The 17,225-nt window shown below is 44.9% G+C and carries 17 protein-coding genes; 2 read left to right on the top strand and 15 right to left on the bottom strand.

What is annotated here, in order from left to right; genetic code table 11:
• Positions 1–36 precede the first annotated feature (36 nt).
• From NFU07_RS00380 to NFU07_RS00320, 13 genes are all read right to left on the bottom strand, one after another.
• The gene (locus NFU07_RS00380; RefSeq protein ID WP_251472987.1) at positions 37–915 is read right to left on the bottom strand and encodes a polyprenyl synthetase family protein; all 879 of its coding nucleotides are present in this window, start codon (positions 913–915) and stop codon (positions 37–39) included.
• Positions 912–1,148 (bottom strand): exodeoxyribonuclease VII small subunit, encoded by a 237-nt coding sequence (gene xseB / locus NFU07_RS00375; RefSeq protein WP_235199098.1) that lies wholly within the window; start codon positions 1,146–1,148, stop codon positions 912–914. The genes NFU07_RS00380 and xseB overlap by 4 nt, the downstream gene beginning before the upstream one ends.
• Positions 1,141–2,502 carry an exodeoxyribonuclease VII large subunit gene (xseA, locus tag NFU07_RS00370; protein WP_251477001.1) on the bottom strand — a complete coding sequence of 454 codons (1,362 nt, stop codon included), beginning with the start codon at positions 2,500–2,502 and terminating at the stop codon, positions 1,141–1,143. Before xseA ends, xseB begins: the two co-directional genes overlap by 8 nt.
• A 72-nt stretch (positions 2,503–2,574) precedes the next feature.
• Positions 2,575–3,450, bottom strand: a complete 876-nt coding sequence (gene folD / locus NFU07_RS00365; protein WP_251472983.1) for a bifunctional methylenetetrahydrofolate dehydrogenase/methenyltetrahydrofolate cyclohydrolase FolD — start codon at positions 3,448–3,450, stop codon at positions 2,575–2,577.
• A 14-nt stretch (positions 3,451–3,464) separates the two neighbouring features.
• Positions 3,465–3,854, bottom strand: coding sequence for a transcription antitermination factor NusB (gene nusB, locus NFU07_RS00360; RefSeq protein ID WP_251472973.1), 390 nt, complete (start codon positions 3,852–3,854; stop codon positions 3,465–3,467).
• 228 nt (positions 3,855–4,082) lie between these two features.
• Complete coding sequence (locus NFU07_RS00355) at positions 4,083–4,478, bottom strand: Asp23/Gls24 family envelope stress response protein (protein WP_251472971.1); 396 nt, start codon at positions 4,476–4,478, stop codon at positions 4,083–4,085.
• 17 nt (positions 4,479–4,495) lie between these two features.
• Positions 4,496–5,845, bottom strand: coding sequence for an acetyl-CoA carboxylase biotin carboxylase subunit (gene accC, locus NFU07_RS00350; RefSeq protein WP_251472969.1), 1,350 nt, complete (start codon positions 5,843–5,845; stop codon positions 4,496–4,498).
• Between the two features lie 14 nt (positions 5,846–5,859).
• Positions 5,860–6,369, bottom strand: a complete 510-nt coding sequence (accB, locus tag NFU07_RS00345; protein WP_251472959.1) for an acetyl-CoA carboxylase biotin carboxyl carrier protein — start codon at positions 6,367–6,369, stop codon at positions 5,860–5,862.
• 229 nt (positions 6,370–6,598) lie between these two features.
• A complete protein-coding gene (efp, locus tag NFU07_RS00340; RefSeq protein WP_251472950.1) occupies positions 6,599–7,159 on the bottom strand; it encodes an elongation factor P in 561 nt (186 codons plus the stop codon).
• Between the two features lie 17 nt (positions 7,160–7,176).
• Positions 7,177–8,244: a M24 family metallopeptidase gene (locus tag NFU07_RS00335; RefSeq protein ID WP_285835913.1), complete on the bottom strand. Its 1,068-nt coding sequence runs from the start codon at positions 8,242–8,244 to the stop codon at positions 7,177–7,179.
• 6 nt (positions 8,245–8,250) lie between these two features.
• Positions 8,251–8,682: a type II 3-dehydroquinate dehydratase gene (aroQ, locus tag NFU07_RS00330; protein ID WP_251472944.1), complete on the bottom strand. Its 432-nt coding sequence runs from the start codon at positions 8,680–8,682 to the stop codon at positions 8,251–8,253.
• A gap of 240 nt (positions 8,683–8,922) precedes the next feature.
• On the bottom strand, positions 8,923–11,481 hold the full coding sequence (locus tag NFU07_RS00325) for a vitamin B12-dependent ribonucleotide reductase (protein WP_251472941.1): 2,559 nt from the start codon (positions 11,479–11,481) through the stop codon (positions 8,923–8,925).
• A gap of 177 nt (positions 11,482–11,658) precedes the next feature.
• Positions 11,659–12,495, bottom strand: a complete 837-nt coding sequence (locus NFU07_RS00320) for a lipoate--protein ligase family protein (RefSeq protein WP_251472937.1) — start codon at positions 12,493–12,495, stop codon at positions 11,659–11,661.
• Between the two features lie 98 nt (positions 12,496–12,593).
• Between NFU07_RS00320 and NFU07_RS00315 the strand changes: the two genes are divergently transcribed.
• Entirely contained in the window at positions 12,594–12,977 is a 384-nt protein-coding gene (locus NFU07_RS00315; protein WP_052651746.1) for a rhodanese-like domain-containing protein, read from the top strand.
• Positions 12,978–13,055: 78 nt separating this feature from the next.
• A complete protein-coding gene (locus NFU07_RS00310; RefSeq protein ID WP_251472934.1) occupies positions 13,056–14,327 on the top strand; it encodes an AAA family ATPase in 1,272 nt (423 codons plus the stop codon).
• 58 nt (positions 14,328–14,385) lie between these two features.
• Here NFU07_RS00310 and gcvPB read toward each other — a convergent pair whose 3' ends face one another.
• Together gcvPB and gcvPA are read right to left on the bottom strand one after the other, a co-directional pair.
• The gene (gene gcvPB / locus NFU07_RS00305; RefSeq protein WP_251472926.1) at positions 14,386–15,849 is read right to left on the bottom strand and encodes an aminomethyl-transferring glycine dehydrogenase subunit GcvPB; all 1,464 of its coding nucleotides are present in this window, start codon (positions 15,847–15,849) and stop codon (positions 14,386–14,388) included.
• Complete coding sequence (gene gcvPA / locus NFU07_RS00300) at positions 15,842–17,209, bottom strand: aminomethyl-transferring glycine dehydrogenase subunit GcvPA (RefSeq protein ID WP_251472906.1); 1,368 nt, start codon at positions 17,207–17,209, stop codon at positions 15,842–15,844. The genes gcvPB and gcvPA overlap by 8 nt, the downstream gene beginning before the upstream one ends.
• Between the last annotated feature and the right edge of the window lie 16 nt (positions 17,210–17,225).

Below are 17,225 nucleotides of genomic sequence, written 5' to 3'. Positions count from 1 at the left end.
CAATCTATTCCAAATGTACAAACTTGAGCGCATCGCTTAATTTTTTCGTTTTACGATCAAAGCGGTCAATTCCTCAAGCAACTGCATATTCCCGCCAAGTGAACGAATGGCCGATAATGCTTCAGAAGCATGGTAATCCAGCTTTTCTTTCGCTTTCGGCAAAGTTAAGAGACCTGGATATGTGCTTTTTTCGCTCGATTCGTCTTTTCCTGCTGTTTTGCCCAGCTCCTGCGATGTTCCCGTAACATCCAAGATATCATCCTGAATTTGGAAAGCGAGCCCGATATGTTCCCCGAATTTTGAAAATGCCAGGATTTGTTCAGGCGTCGCCCCGCCTAATATAGCGCCAGCTAAAATGCTGTACGTCAGTAAAGCCCCTGTTTTCAAACGATGGACTTGCTCCAGTTCTTCCAAACTCAATTTCTTTTCTTCGCCTTCAATATCCAGCACTTGGCCACCGACCATGCCTTCAGCCCCTGCTGATACACTCATCAAATCGATCAGACGGATTTTGTCATCGCTTGAAACATGCTGCAGACGTGCCACAACACCGAAACTATAAGTCAATAAGGCATCCCCAGCTAGAATCGCGACCGCTTCGCCGTATACTTTGTGATTCGTCGGCATTCCCCGTCTCAAATCATCATTATCCATGCTTGGTAGATCATCGTGGATCAGCGAATACGTATGGATCATTTCAATGGCTGCTGCCACTTTTAAAGCATCCGGATGGCTGCCGCCAAGTTCATGGACCACTGCCAGCAATAAAATCGGCCGGATCCGTTTGCCGCCGGCTTGCAAGGAATAATCCATGGAATCTTTTAATGAAGCCGGAATTTCCAATTGCTTGATTAATGACGCTAATTCATTTTGGATTAACGGTTCGTTCACTTCTCGGAATGTAGTCAGATTCATTTGGACGTCCCATCCATTTCTACATCAATTGAAACTTCTTTGCCGTCATTCATCATCGTGACCAGCTGCTTCTCCGCACTCTGCAATTTATCGTGGCACACTTTGGAAAGCTCCATCCCTTTTTGATAAAGCGTCAAAGCTTCTTCAAGCGGTACATCCCCTTGCTCTAACTGACGGACTATCTCTTCTAATTGTTCCATCGCTTGGTTAAACATGATCTCTTTTTCAGCCATTTTCTTTATCTCCTTCACTCGTAAGATTTCGTTCAGTCACTAATGCCTTTAATGTGCCATCTTGTAAGGAAACGGTTAATTCGTCGCCCTTTTCAACTTGTTTGACGCTTTTTACGACTTGCCCTTCTTTATAGGAAATCGAATAGCCGCGATCCATAATTTTCAAAGGACTCAAAGCATCCAAGGTCCGCATCGCAGATGAGAATTGCTGCTGATTCGAACGCAGCTGGGCAGAAAGCAGATGATCGAGCCTCCGCTCCAATTGGCCAATATCGATTGCAGACTGCTTGATGCGCTGAACAGGTGTGCGATTTGCCAATTGATTATGCAAATAATTATGTCGCTCCTTCGCCCGTATAATCAGCTGATCCGTTTCGCGCTGCAACGAATCCGTCGCTCGTTCGACCCGTTCAATAAATGGGCGGTATAGACGGTCCGGATATGCAAAAGGCATTGAATTCATCAACCGGTTTAATGCAGTTTTATCTTTTGTAATCATATTGGATGTCATGCGGTACATGGCTGACCGGTAACCGAGCAGCCGGTCTATCAATTCGGCTTTGCTTGGCACTGCCAGTTCCGCAGCGGCAGTCGGTGTAGGAGCCCGAAGGTCAGCAACAAAATCGGAAATGGTCGTATCCGTTTCGTGGCCAACTGCGCTAATGATCGGAATTTGCGACTGAAAAATCGCTCGTGCAACCGCTTCTTCATTAAATGCCCATAAATCTTCGATCGAGCCGCCGCCGCGGCCAACGATCATCACATCAAAATCACTTTTTCCAGCCGCTTGAATGGACTGGACAATCGACTGTGTTGCTTGGGCACCTTGCACCAGAGTTGGGAAAATAACCACTTTAGCCAGCGGATAACGCCGGTTCAACGTGGTGACGATATCCCTAACCGCTGCGCCGGTTGGAGCTGTCACCACTGCAATCCGCTTTGGAAAACGTGGGAACGGCTTTTTATGCGCAGCATTGAACAAGCCTTCTTTTGCCAGTTTTTCTTTCAACTGTTCGAAAGCCAGATAATAATCCCCTATTCCGTCTGCTTGCATCGATTGGGCATATAATTGATATTGCCCAGAAGCTTCGTAGACATTGACATCTCCCCGAATCAAGACCGTCATTCCACTTTCCGGCTTGAATTTAACGGATTTTGCATTAGCTGAAAACATGACTGCAGCGAGACGTGCAGATTTGTCTTTCAAGGTAAAATAAATATGGCCACTTGTGTGGATTTTGACATTCGACAATTCCCCTTTAACGTAAACATCGCGCAAATGGGGATCTGCGTCAAATTTCTTTTTTATGTATTTGGTTAATGCTTTTACTGATAAGTACGGGTCGGCCGACAACAAATTTCAACCCCTGTCTAAGAAATTAAAAAGCTGTCTTTCTTTCGAAAAACAGCTTCATTTCTATCCATTTTACATCGTTTTACCGGTTTTGTCTTTCGCCAAACCGTTTTCAGCCGATTGAAGCGTATTTCCCATTAGCATCGCGATGGTCATCGGACCGACGCCGCCGGGAACAGGTGTGATATAAGAAGCTGTTTCGAAGACATCGTCAAAATCCACATCCCCGCATAATTTCCCGTTTTCATCACGGTTCATGCCGACATCAATAATGACAGCACCTGGTTTGATATAACGATGGTCGATAAACTTAGCTCTCCCGATTGCAGAAATCAAGATATCCGCCTGTTTTGTATAAGAAGGAAGATCGTTTGTTCTTGAATGGCAATACGTAACTGTCGCATTTTCCTGCAGCATCAATTGGCCCACTGGTTTGCCGACGATATTGCTGCGCCCGATCACCACTACATGTTTTCCGGCTGGATCGATTTGGTAATGCTCGAGCAATTTTACAATGCCATGCGGTGTGCATGGAAGGAATGCTTCGCGTCCGATCATCATATTGCCGACAGAGACGGGATGAAAGCCGTCTACATCTTTTGATGGATCAATTGTCAGAATTACTCCAAACTCATCGATATGGGCTGGCAGCGGCAATTGCACAAGGATACCATGAATTTCAGGATCGTTGTTCAGCCCTCTAATTGTTTCAAGCAATTCGTTTTCACTGATTGTATCCGGATATTGATAAAGATCGGATCGCATTCCCAGCGCTTCACAGGTTTTTTTCTTGTTTTTCACATATGTAAGAGATGCAGGATCTTCGCCAACAATAACGACTGCTAGACCAGGCACCACACCTTGTTGTTTTAAATTTTCCACTCGCGTTTGCACTTGCTCTTTAATTTTTCGGCTTACTGCTTTACCATCAATGATTGTTGCAGCCATTTAAAACCCTCCAATTAGTTTGCCAGTTCGTCAGTGAATTTCGATAAAACCCCGTTTACAAATCGGTTGGATTTATCGTCTCCAAATGTTTTGCTCAATTCGATTGCTTCGTTCATCACAACATTTGAAGGTGCATCTTCCATAAAGGAAAGTTCAAATACAGCCATTCTTAGAATAGTGCGTTCGACTTTCGGAAGGCGCTCAAGCGACCAATTCTCCAAATGCCCTTTTAATTTATCATCGATTGACGGCATATTTTGGAAGGTTCCTTGGACAAGTAAACTATAGAAATTGTCTTGCTCTGTCCCCATCACATGCTCAATCGCTTCTTCGATCGTCAATTCGGTACCGTCCAGCTGAAATAAAGTCTGGAGTGCCTTTTCACGTGCTTCATGTCTTTTCATATCTATTCCCGATCTCCTTTTCACAACTAATTACCCCTCATTATACAGGTATTCAGCCTGAACTTCCATGTTTGAAATCTTTAGACAAATTCCTCTAATTCTAGAATTCGCGCTGATTTCAACCACCAAATGAACCGGGTACGGCCACATTTCACACAGAACAGCCAGCGAAAAGCAAAACAAAAAGCCATACCTTTTCCCCATTTCCGGAAAAGGTATAGCTTAACATTATTCGCCTGCTGGTGTATCGAACTGGATTCCAGTTATATGCACATTCACTTCTTGAGTTTGAAGAGATGTCATATTTTCAAGTGTTTGGCGCACTTGTTCTTGTATTTTCAATGCTGTTTTCGGAATGGAAACTCCGTAATTGACCACACAATACACGTCAATCATCAAGCCTTCTTCTGATAAATCGGTTTTAATGCCTTTGCCGTGAACTTTTTTCCCAAGACGCTCAACCACATCAGAAGCAAAGTTTCCGCGCATGCTGGCAACTCCTTCAATATCTGTTGCAGCAATGCTTGCAATAATCTCCAATACTTCAGGAGCTACTTCGATATTGCCAAGGTCTTGAGCGCCTTTTGATTGCATGCGTACATAAGGTGCAGTTTTTTCAGCCATCGGTTGGTATCCTCCTTTTAGGATTCCAATACATCATATTTCTCTAGGAATTTTGTATTGAAGTCTCCAGATTTAAATACTTCGTGATCCATTAATTTCGAATGGAACGGAATGGTCGTATGAACGCCTTCGATTACAAACTCGCCAAGCGCACGCTTCATTTTTGCAATTGCTTCTTCGCGTGTATCTGCAAATGTGATCAATTTCGCGACCATTGAATCGTAGTATGGCGGGATGCTATACCCTGGGTACATCGCTGAATCGATACGGACTCCAAGTCCGCCTGGCGGAAGGTACATATTGACTTTCCCTGCTGATGGCATAAAATTCTTAGCCGGGTTCTCAGCATTGATGCGGCATTCAATTGCCCACCCTTTGAATGTCACGTCTTCTTGCTTATAAGCCAAGGTCTCACCGGAAGCTACCTTTAGTTGCTGCTGGATCAAATCAATTCCCGTAATCATTTCAGTGACGGGATGCTCAACTTGAATTCGCGTATTCATTTCCATGAAATAGAACTTTTGATTGACTGCGTCAAAGATAAATTCGACTGTGCCTGCACCACGGTATTGAACAGCTAAAGCAGCTTTAACTGCAGCATCGCCCATTTGTGCACGGATTTCAGGCGTCAATGCCGGTGATGGTGCTTCTTCGACCAATTTCTGCATACGACGCTGAATCGAACAGTCGCGCTCTCCAAGATGAATTGCATTTCCATGCGAATCTGCCAGCACTTGGATTTCCACATGGCGGAAATCTTCGATGAATTTTTCGATATAGACGCCCGGATTGCCAAAAGCAGCGGCCGCCTCTTTTTGCGTCATGCGAAGTCCAGTGACAAAGTCTTCACGATTGCGAGCTACACGGATGCCTTTTCCGCCTCCGCCTGCAGTTGCTTTGATGATGACTGGGAAGCCAATTTTTTCAGCGATTTCCAAACCTTCTTTTTCGCTTCCGACAATGCCTGTAGATCCAGGTACGACCGGCACGCCGGCTTTTCTCATCGTTTCACGGGCAACGTCTTTTGTCCCCATTTTAGAAATGGCATCAGAAGTTGGGCCGATGAACATGATATCGCATGCTTCGCAAAGTTCAGCAAAACTCGCATTTTCTGCAAGGAAGCCATATCCTGGGTGAATGCCGTCGCAATTCGTCAGTTTAGCGACACTCATGATATTTGAAAAGTTCAAATAACTGTCTTTTGAAAGTTTCGGACCGATGCAATAAGCTTCATCGGCGAGTTCCACATGCAAAGCTTCTTTATCTGCTTCAGAATAGACCGCTACGGTTTCAATGCCCATTTCTTTGCAGGCACGAATAATCCGGACGGCAATTTCCCCACGGTTTGCTATTAAAACTTTTTTCATGGCCATTCCCCTCCTCACTTCGTTTTGACGAGGAATAAAGGTTGGCCGTATTCGACTAGCTGGCCGTCTTTGACAAGAATCTCAGCAATTTCCCCATCCACTTCCGCTTCAATTTCATTGAATAATTTCATCGCTTCTACGATGCACACGACTTGATCAGCAGATACTTTTGTACCCGGCTGGACGTATGCTTCTTCTTCAGGAGATGGCGACTGATAGAATGTACCAACCATCGGAGAAAGGATTTTGTGCAGATTCTCGTCTTGGGCTGCTGGAACTTCAGGAGTTTCCTCAGAAATCAATTCCTCCGCTTTTGCTGCAGGTGCAGGAGTTGAAACTGGCGCGGTTGCTGTTTGAGCCGCCGGTTCAGCTGCAGGTGCCGACACTTGGGCAGGCGCTGAAGAGCTTACTGTGCCGCCGCTTTTCTTCAACTTCACTTTCGTGCCTTCAGATTCATATGTGAATTCATCAATTGAAGAATTATCCACTAATTTAATGATTTCTCGGATTTCTTGAATTTTCAATGTATCCAACTCCCTTTTATGTATGTAATGAACTACTCTACCATTTTAGACTTTTTTGAATGGTTTGGAAATAGCCTGATGGACATTTAAAAAAAGGCCTCTATAGGAAGAGGCCGGATTTTTTTAGTAAGAATAGCTCCATTGCGCCATTGCTTAATATTTCTAGTGCATAAATGGAACTAGAGACCTTGCTAGTGTCGCAACACGGGTCGCCACACATTTTTCAAGCTTATTGTGCGCGTGATACGTATGAAGAGTCTGTTGTGTTGATGATCAAATGATCGCCTTCGTTGATGAAGAATGGTACTTGTACAATCAATCCAGTAGTAAGCTTAGCTGGTTTTGATCCGCCGCTAGCTGTATCGCCTTTGATGCCAGGATCAGTTTCAGCAACTTCCAATACGACCGTGTTCGGCAATTCAACGCCCAAAACTTCTCCTTGGAACTGGATAACTTGAACTTCCATGTTTTCCTGCAAGAATTTCAATTCATACTCGATGTTTTTTTCGTTCAATTCGATTTGATCATAAGTTTCTGTATCCATGAAAGCATGCTCATCGCCATTTGCATATAGATATTGCATTTTGCGGTTATCAATCTGGGCTTTTGCCACTTTTTCGCCGGCACGGAACGTTTTTTCCGTTACGCTGCCTGTACGTAAATTACGCAGTTTCGAGCGGACAAATGCTGCACCTTTACCAGGTTTTACATGCTGGAATTCCATAACGCGCCAAATTCCGCCATCCACTTCAATTGTTACTCCTGTTTTAAAATCGTTTACTGAAATCATTTGAGTTCCTCCGTTTGTTATAAAATGCGTAGCTCTTTTGTGGAGTTAGTTAATCGTACGTTTCCTGACTCGGTAATTAGTATATCATCTTCGATGCGTACTCCGCCAATTCCCGGAAGATAAATTCCCGGTTCCACTGTTACAGCCATGCCTGGCTCAAGCACCGTCTGTGATTTAAATGATAACCCAGGACCTTCATGGACTTCAAGCCCGATGCCATGTCCCGTAGAATGGCCAAATGCTTCGCCGTAGCCTTTGGACTTGATGTAGTCACGCGCAATTGCATCCGCTTCAATTCCAGTCATTCCCGGCCCGATTTTTTCAACGCCAAGCACTTGTGCATCCAAGACGATTTGGTAGATTTCCTTCATTTTTTCAGAAGGTTCTCCTACCGCAACTGTACGGGTGATGTCAGAAATATAGCCGTTATAGAGCGCTCCGTAATCAAGCGTAATCATATCTCCTTGTTCGACGACTTTGTCTGTCGCAACACCGTGCGGCAATGCAGAACGAAGGCCTGAGGCGACAATCGTATCAAATGATGAAGACGTCGCGCCTTGTTTGCGCATGAAGAATTCCAGTTCATTTGAAATTTCAAGTTCCGTTTGTCCTGCTTTGATAAAACCGCAAATATGTTCAAAAGCATCATCCGCAATTTTTGCTGCAGCTTTTAAGATCTCGACTTCTTCCGGCGTTTTGATCATGCGGATTTTTTCAATCAAGCCACTGACTGGCTTTAATTCTGCAGCCATTTTTTCCTGATATTGAAGATAAGAAGAATAAGTCACGTAATCTTGTTCAAAAGCCAGCGATTTGATGCCGAGCTCTTTCGCTTTTCCAGCTGCTTCTTCGAGTAGATTCGTTTTTGCTTGAACAACTTCAAATTCCGTCACTTGTTCGGATGCTTGCTCCGTATAGCGGAAGTCTGTGATAAAAAATGCCTGTTCCTTCGTCACAAGCGCCAATCCTGCAGATCCCGTAAAGTTTGTTATGTACCGTAAGTTATAAGAACTGGTGACCAATAATGCTTCGATGTTTTGCTTTGCCATTTCATTGCGCAATTTTTGTAATTTCAATTTCGCCATTCCCCTCTAGTTTCGAAATAATAAAGCCTGCAAGCCAAGTCTATATACGTCTTTTCCAAATCCTGTGATCTGTCCGGCAGCTACCGGTGCAATATAGGAGTGGTGCCGGAATTCTTCCCGTTTATAAACATTTGAAATATGTACTTCGATTACTGGTACTTCTATTGATGCAATTGCATCCCGGATTGCAACGCTTGTGTGCGTATATGCCCCTGCGTTTAAGACGATTCCTTCTGTCCCGTCATCCGCCGCATCGTGGATCCAATCGATTAGAATCCCTTCATGGTTCGATTGCCGGCAATCCAACGTTATGCCGTTTCGGACGGAAAATTCCATTAATTCAGCTTCCAGCTCGGCCAGTGTAAATGTCCCGTAAGCTTCTTTTTCACGTTTGCCTAAGCGGTTTAAGTTCGGACCGTTCAAACATAAAACTTTCATTCCAAGCACTCCTCTCCTGCCTCACCCTTTTTATTTTATCACAAGCCTCCATTCGAGCAACTTCTTCCCATTTTCGTTCCTTTCTTGTTTCGTTTTTTGATTTTTTAAATACCCTTATGTAATAAGTTACATTTATAATTGCAAATGCCATTCTATCTGTTTTTATTTTTTAAATGAAATTCGGCAAAAAAAAAAAAGCGGTGGCATGAGCCACCGCTTCTGAAAATTTATGAATTGAACTTACAATCCGCATTTCAGCTGCGCATTGCAGTTTGTGCAGGTATTGCAGCCACCCATTTCTTCAACAGTCCCTTTTCGGCAGACAGGGCAAGTGTCGCCTACTTCAGAACCGATTGTCACGTTTGTTGAACGCAAATCTTGAATGGTATCAATAAGGACGATTGGACGTTTCCCTTTAACATCTTCCTGGTGATCTTCTTCAAATGTGTTTTCTTCCGCTTTCAAAGTCAGAACTTGTGAATCACGGCTTCCGTCTACATACACCGTTCCGCCTTTAGCACCGCCTTTATAGAGACGCTCATAAACGCCTTCCACTTGCTCGACTGTATAGCCGCGTGGTGCATTGACCGTTTTCGAGATGGACGAATCGATCCAGCGCTGGATGATGCACTGGACATCCGCATGCGCTTCCGGAGCTAGATCCATCGACGTAACAAATGCTTTCGGAAGATTTTCTTCATCTGCATCCGGATTGTTTTTCAAGTATTCACGGACAATATCCGCTTTTACTTCAATAAACTTGCCGAGACGGCCGCTGCGGTAGTATGTGAATGAATAATAAGGTTCCAGACCAGTTGAAACACCCACCATTGTTCCGGTAGACCCTGTCGGCGCAACCGTCAATAAATGAGAATTCCGGATTCCGTTTTCCAAGATGCCTTGGCGGACTTCTTCCGGCATGCCTTGCATAAAGCCAGTTTCAGTAAAGGCTTTGCGAAGCGCAGCTGTTTCTTCATCTGTGTTGCCGACTAGGAACGGGAAGCTTCCGCGTTCTGCTGCAAGCTCAGTTGATTGTTCATAGGCTGCGATGGCAATCGTCTTGAAGATTTCATCGACTAATTCATTGCCTTCCGGAGAACCATATTCCTTATCGCAGTAGATCAGTAAATCAGCAAGTCCCATGACGCCAAGGCCAACACGGCGTTCGCCTAAAGCCTGCACCCGGTTTTCTTCAAGGAAATAAGGCGTTGCGTCGATTACGTTGTCTTGCATGCGAACGCCGACGCGTACTGTTTCTTTCAACGCTTCAAAATCCACTTGCTTTGTTTTCGGATCCGCAAATTGCGCCAAGTTCACAGCTGCCAAGTTGCAGACTGAATACGGAGCAAGCGGCTGTTCGCCGCATGGATTTGTAGCTACGACTTTTTGTCCGTATGCACGGGCATTCGTTTTTTCGTTGGCATTATCGATAAAGAAAATGCCCGGTTCTGCTGAATAAGTTGCACAGACGTTGATCAGGTTCCAAAGGTCGCGGGCTTTCATTGTCCGGTAAGTACGGACTTTATGGCCCAAGCGTTCCCATTCGCGGACATCTCCAACTTCGTGCCATTGTTCGTTGTAAACGGCCATTTCTTCTTTCGAATAAGACTCGACTGCTGGGAAGCGAAGTTCAAAATCAGCATCTTCTTCGACTGCCTTCATGAAATCGTCCGTCAGCGTCACTGAAATATTTGCACCTGTCAAAAATTCTTCGTTATGGACAGAGTAGGTTCCGCCGTCGCGCAGCTTCGTTTCAGCATCGCGCATGATTTTTTCATTGAACCCGCCCATTCCAGGAATTGCACGGTAATTCAAGATGCCTTGATACATCGCTTCTTCCTGCTGGCTAAGCGGTTTGAATTTTAATTTTTCGTGAGCCAATTTTTTAATCGTTTCATCATTTGTATTTTCGATCAAATAGCGCAGAATGCGAGGATTCTGCATTTTTGAGATGATGAACTCTGCAATATCCGGATGCCAATCAGCAAGCATGATCATTTGCGCTCCGCGGCGAGATCCGCCTTGCTCCACCAAATGCGTCAATTTCGCAATATCATCAAGCCATGAAACCGATCCGGACGATTTGCCGTTAACTCCGCGCGCCAAGGTATTGCGAGGCCGCAAAGTCGAACCGTTTGTTCCGACGCCTCCGCCTCTCGACATGATTTCCATCACTTGTTTGCGGTGGTCGGAAATGCCTTCACGCGAATCTGCCACGAATGGCATTACGTAGCAGTTGAAATACGTAACATCCGTATCAGCGCCTGCGCCGTAAAGTACGCGGCCTGCTGGGATGAACTTCAGATCCACTAATTGTTTGTAGAATTTCTCAAACCATTCCTGGCGTTTTTCAGCTGTTTGTTCAACAGAAGCGAGTCCAGTCGCATTGCGTTTCGCGATTTGCTCGTAGTAAACCTCTAAAGGTTTTTCAATCACATCCAACGAGCGATTGACGATGCCGCTAGTGATTTCGTCTTCTTTGTCGATAGCACTCCGGTAATCTTCCTCAATCCACACTTTGGCGGTATTCGCTTGCTTATCGACTGAAACGATATAGCCTAGGCCGCGCGCAGGGAATTTTGGATCTTCCTTAACGGTAAGCACGACAAAATCGCCTGCTTTGAGTGTTGTCTTAGCAGTATCCTTAAAAGAATAGCGGTCAATCATGACCAGGCGGGAAACCCCTTTATGAGTTGTTTTCATGTCCGACGTAATTTCATGAACTTGCGGAAAAAGCTGAATGTCCTTGTTTAATAGATTTGGATCAAGTGTATATTGGGATTGTGCAACGGAAACCATTTGACAATTCCTCCTTTATATTATATGGGGTCAAACACTATATATAGTATTATTACATTTCCCATCATACTAGATATTGAAACTTTTTTAAATGACAAAATTATAGTTAAAAGATTAAGAAACGCGCAAAGCTGAATGCAGCAAGGTTTCCATTTTGAAAATGAGTCAAAAGTCTCCTCACACTCTGAAATTCCACGAATCAGATGCGTATTTTTCTTTCTCTAAGCCCTTGACATATTCCATTTGCTCCAAAGTCAATATGTATGGTTCCAATTCAATTTCGAGAGATGACCGAAAGCCTTCTTTAAATGCTTCGATGCACTCGTCCATCGTCGCTTCATGGCTGCGCAAGGAATTGATCGATACGGCCTTTTGCGGTATTTTAAGCCGCATTTTTTCCTTGGCTTCAGCGTCTGAGAAGCGGAATAAAGACAATAACTTCTCAGCATCCAGATCGATTAAAATGGCGCCATGCTGTAAAATCACGCCTTTTTGGCGAGTTTGAGCGCTGCCTGCCACTTTCTTCCCTTCGACGACCATCTCATACCAGCTCGGTGCATCAAAACAAACCGCGGATTTCGGCTTTTTCAGGTCTGCCAGTTTTTCTGCGGTATCCGGGACTGAAAAATATGCATCGAGGTCCAAATTTTTAAAACCCTCCAGCAATCCGCCGCTTAAAATCCGGTAAGCTTCCGTGACGCTTTCAGGCATATCGGGATGGTCCTCGCTAACGATAATGCTATAAGTCAGTTCATGTTCATGCAGAACTCCCCTGCCTCCTGTCGGCCGCCTGACAAATCCAAGGCCAAGCTCTTTCACCCGCTCTAAGTCAATTTCCGTTTCCGCTTTTTGAAAATAACCGATCGACAAGGCGGCCGGCTGCCATCCATAGAACCGGATGACCGGCGGAATCAACCCTTCACTATGCCAATTCAATAAGGCCTCATCAAGCGCCATATTATAAGAAGGGCTGCAATACCCTGAATTTATAAAAAACCATCGTCCATATTTCACAAGATCGCCTCCTAAATCCATTAATAAGTGTAACATTGCCATTGAATAAGAGTCACTCCTTCTTTTATAATAGAAGTAGAAGAGAAAGGGGCAAGACAATGGATTTTCTGTATGTTATTTTAGCAGTATTATTGATCGTCATTATCTTTGCGGTTATTTCCTATTACCGCATCAAGAAAGCTGTCACTACATTGACTCAAGAGCAATTTATCGAGGGGTACCGGAAAGCGCAGCTGATTGATGTCCGTGAACCGAAAGAATTCGCAGGCGGCCATATTCTAGGGGCACGCAACTTGCCGCAATCCCAATTGCGCCAGCGCTACAAAGAAATCCGCGCTGATAAGCCTGTATACCTTTACGACCAAAATGGCGCACGCAGCGGCCGTGTAGCTTTATTTCTAAAAAAACAAGGCTATACACAATTATATCAATTGCAAGGCGGTTTCAAGCAATGGACCGGCAAGATCAAGTCTAAATCATAATCCAAAAGCCTTTCCATCCCGGAAAGGCTTTTTTTCTACCGAATCAGCTTGACATCATTTGATCACAGGAGGCTACATATGAAAATACCCATCCTATTTCCCAATACGATTGAAGTTCAGGAAGTTCTTCCTTATTACGCCGCTTTTTCCATTGTTTCAGAAAAGATCTTTTCTATACTAAACGATCGTTCGAATGGACCATGGAAGCAGATCGATATCTCAGATCCCATTAACCAGCTTAGCACGCATCTTCTCGATATGATGGAAAATGGCGATCTGCCTCACGAGACGCTCTCTTATATATATGAAGCCAAACCTCTCGGCAAAATTACTAACGTGTCTGATGCCACTGATAAAGGCCATATTAAAATACAGAAGACTTTTGAAAACCGCTTAATTTATTTTCCTAGCCACGAGGTCGCTCTCGCCCAGATACCTTTTTTCACATCTTCTGAAAACAGCTGGCCAGAATTTCAATGCTTTGCCAAGTCCGTAGAAGATGCCTTTTCATTTCTTGAACACGCCAACGAAATGGTGCGCCAAGCCCTAATGAACAATATCACTTTCCTTGTCGATACGGAAGAAGGAGTGAAGCGCCGGAATTACGGAGAGATGGCGATTGTCTCCCGAGAAGACGTCATACTTGAACAAAAGGTGAAAACGGATATTTTCCGCTCGATTGACGAATTTTTCAAAGACGGCGGCCAGTTTTTCAAAGAGTACGGCGTTCCTTATAAACGGGGAATCTTATTGTACGGGGCTCCAGGCAACGGTAAAACGACGCTGGTCAAATCCATCACAGGCTCTACCAACGCACCCGTCATCTATTGGCAAATCACGGAATATACGAATAGCTATACGATTCAGGAAGTTTTCGGCATTGTATCCCGATTAGCCCCTGCCGTCCTGGTCATTGAAGATATCGATTCCATGCCCGAATTCACCCGATCCGTGTTCCTGAATACCTTAGACGGCACACAATCACGCGAAGGCTTGTTTATCATCGGGACGACCAATTATCCGGAGAAAATCGACCCGGCCTTGATCAACCGTGCAGGACGCTTTGACAGGGCCTATGAAATCCCGTCGCCGAATAAACAATTGCGAAAGTCCTACCTGGAAAAACTTGATGTCAAATCGATTTTCACCGATACCCAGCTGGAGCATATGGCTGAACTGAGCAAAGGGCTTTCCATTTCACAGATGAATGAATTGTATATGTCTTCTGCATTGAACTGGCATTACGAAGGCGATTCCAACTACGAAAACAGCATCCGTGAACTGCAAAAGCAAAACAAGCGCACCAAGCAGAATGATTGGGTTGAACAAGATACCACAATCGGTTTTTGAACAGAGAAAAGCCCGATGGTAAGATACCATCGGGCTTTTTTTGCGTTTTGTTTTTATTCTATTCTGGTTTAGTGTAGCGGAGCACCGGCTTGCGGGCTGCTTGTGTTTCATCCAAACGTTTGATGACCGTCGTATGCGGTGCATCTTGGACGATTTCCGGATTTTCTTCCACTTCTTTCGCGATTTGGACCATCGCGTCGATAAAAGCATCCAAGGTTTCTTTGGATTCTGTTTCAGTCGGTTCAATCATCATGCCTTCTTCCACATTCAATGGGAAGTAGATTGTTGGTGGATGATAGCCGAAATCGAGCAGGCGTTTTGCCATATCCAATGTACGAACACCAAGTTTTTTCTGACGGCGGCCGCTCAACACGAATTCGTGTTTACAATGGCGGTCATATGGCAAATCGAAATGCGGCTGCAATTTCCGCATCATGTAATTCGCATTCAAGACCGCGTATTCCGTAACAGCTTTTAAGCCGTCTGGTCCCATTGAACGGATATATGTGTAAGCCCGGACATTGATGCCGAAGTTGCCATAGAACGGTTTCACGCGTCCGATGGATTCGGGACGGTTATAGTCGAATGTCAAGCCTTGTTCCGTTTTAACAAGTACTGGTTTAGGCAAGTACGGAATCAAGTCTTTCTTCACGCCAACAGGACCAGATCCCGGGCCGCCGCCGCCGTGAGGGCCAGTGAACGTCTTATGCAAGTTTAAGTGGACGACATCAAAGCCCATGTCTCCTGGACGTGCTTTTGACATAACTGCGTTTAAGTTAGCGCCGTCATAATACAATTTCCCGCCGACTTCATGGATGATGGCAGCCATTTCAAGAATCTGCTCTTCAAATAAACCAAGCGTGTTCGGGTTCGTCAACATCAAAGCAGCCGTGTCTTCACCGACTACACGTTTAAGGTCTTCCAAATCAACGAGACCATGTTCATTCGATTTTACCGTTACGGTTTCAAATCCGGCAACTGTTGCAGAAGCGGGATTTGTACCATGTGCTGAATCGGGAACAATGACTTTCGTGCGTTTCATGTCGCCTCTTGACTCATGGTATGCCCGGATCATCATCAAGCCTGTCCATTCGCCGTGTGCTCCTGCAGCAGGCTGAAGCGTCACTTCATCCATTCCGGTAATTTCTTTTAAATGTTCCTGAAGATCAAACAATAATTCCAATGCACCTTGAACTGTCGATTCATCTTGCAATGGGTGGATATTTGCGAATCCAGGGAACCGTGCAACCGATTCATTGATTTTCGGATTGTATTTCATTGTGCATGAACCGAGCGGATAGAATCCAGAGTCCACACCGTGATTGCGTTTAGATAATGCAGTGTAATGGCGCATGATATCCAGTTCGGAAACTTCGGGAAGATCCGCTGCTTCATCGCGCATTAATTCTTCCGGAAATAGCTCGGCAAGATCGATTTCCGGCACGTCTAAGTCCGGCAGGCTATAGCCGATGCGGCCTTCTTTTGTCATTTCAAAAATGAGCGGTTGATTGTCCTTATGCATGAGTAGCCCCCACTTCTTGCACTTTCGCAGTCAATTCCTGCACAAATGCATCGATTTCTTCTTTTGTCCGCTGTTCCGTAACACATACGAGCATATGGCCTTCCAATTCGTCGTAGCTGCGGCCAAGATCGTATCCGCCAATAATTCCTTTAGCTAATAAGCCCGCATTCAATTCTTTGATCGGCGCATTGACTTTAACAACGACTTCATTGAAATGAGCGCCCCTAAATGGAATTTCGAAACCGGCTCCTTTAAGTTGCTGTTTCATATAATGTGTTTTCGTAATATTTTGGACTGCCATTTCTTTTGTTCCGACTTTCCCAAGAGCTGTCATCGCAACAGAAGCGGCGAGTGCATTCAAGGCTTGGTTTGAACAGATATTGGATGTCGCTTTATCGCGGCGGATGTGCTGCTCGCGCGCTTGCAAAGTCAACACAAATCCGCGGCGACCATCTTCATCGACCGTTTCACCAACTAAACGGCCAGGTACTTTACGCATTAATTTCTTGGTCACTGCGAAATAACCGCAATGCGGGCCGCCGAATGCTTCAGCGATTCCAAAAGGCTGTGCGTCGCCGACTGTAATATCAGCGCCTAATTTCCCAGGAGCCGTTAAAGCGCCGAGTGAAAGCGGATTTGCCGATACTGCAAATAGCGCTCCTGCCTCGTGGATGATCGGCTCCAATTCCTTCAAGTTTTCAACTTGGCCGAAGAAGTTCGGATACTGGATCATCACCGCTGCGACATTATCGTCGATCATGTTTTTCAAAGCTTCCAAATCGGTATGGCCGTCTTTCAACGGAATTTCTTCTACTTCGATGGATTGTCCAAGCGCATAAGTGCGGACAACATCACGGGATTCCGGATGGACAGCACGCGATACGAGAATTTTCTTGCGGCGTGTATGGCCAGCTGCAAGCATTCCCGCTTCCGCTAAAGCCGTTCCGCCGTCATACATGGAAGAATTGGCAATATCCATGCCTGTCAATTCGCTGATCATTGTTTGGAATTCGAAAATCGCCTGCAACTCACCTTGGGAAATTTCAGGCTGGTATGGTGTGTAAGCCGTATAAAATTCAGAACGTGAAATGACGTGGTCGACGATGATCGGTTTATAGTGATCATATACACCGGCACCGAGGAAAGAAGCAAACCGGTTGGAATCCGCATTCTTAGCAGCGAGTGCGGCTAATTCTTTTGTCAAAGAAGACTCGGATTTAGCCGGTTTGATATTGTATTCGCCTTTAAAGCGGACTTTCTCAGGAATATCTGCAAACAATTCATCGATTGATTCGATTCCGATAGCTTCCAGCATTTCTTTTTCGTCTTGAGACGTCATTGGTAAATAGCGATGTTTCATTGAGTGCTGACCCCTT

It is taken from the genome of Planococcus sp. NCCP-2050, assembly GCF_023708025.1.
GTDB lineage: Bacteria > Bacillota > Bacilli > Bacillales_A > Planococcaceae > Planococcus.
The sequence above is the reverse complement of the archived record's forward strand: the minus strand, read 5'-3'. Positions and strand labels throughout refer to the sequence as shown.